The sequence below is a fragment of the Bilifractor sp. LCP21S3_F8 genome, from assembly GCF_052117805.1.
Lineage (GTDB): Bacteria > Bacillota > Clostridia > Lachnospirales > Lachnospiraceae > Bilifractor.
In genome coordinates, this window is sequence record NZ_JBQKIK010000079.1 from 1 (window position 1) to 389 (window position 389).

Below are 389 nucleotides of genomic sequence, written 5' to 3' on the forward strand. Positions count from 1 at the left end.
TTTCAAAATCTTTTGATTTTTCGATTGTGCTTTGGATTTCTTTTTGGAATCGTTTGTGTATTCAGTTTTCAAGGTACGTATCTGGCTTTATCAGCCATACCAGCCGGAAAGAAATCTGATCTTCAGGAAGCTTTCGCTAATTCCAAAGGATCTACAGGGAAATCCACTCGAGGATCTCAAAACATGATCTTTTCAGCTCGTATCACCGGTAAAGCTTTTGCTTTCCCAGCAGCAAGTGATTCACTGCTCTTATAACGAGAGATTTTCGCTTGCTTTAATGTAAGTTTATTTGTTGTAAGGATGCTGGCGGCCGCCTATCTTTCCATACTGTCTCCGGCATAGTATTTTCGGCCGCCCGGGTCTTAACCATCGTGTTCGGAATGGGAACG

At 42.4% G+C, this 389-nt stretch carries 1 protein-coding gene; it reads left to right on the top strand.

The features are described from left to right. Positions 1 to 255: hypothetical protein (locus tag ACTQ3A_RS13965; protein ID WP_441495350.1), on the top strand; the 255-nt coding region annotated here is incomplete at its 5' end. Positions 256 to 389: the final 134 nt, after the last annotated feature.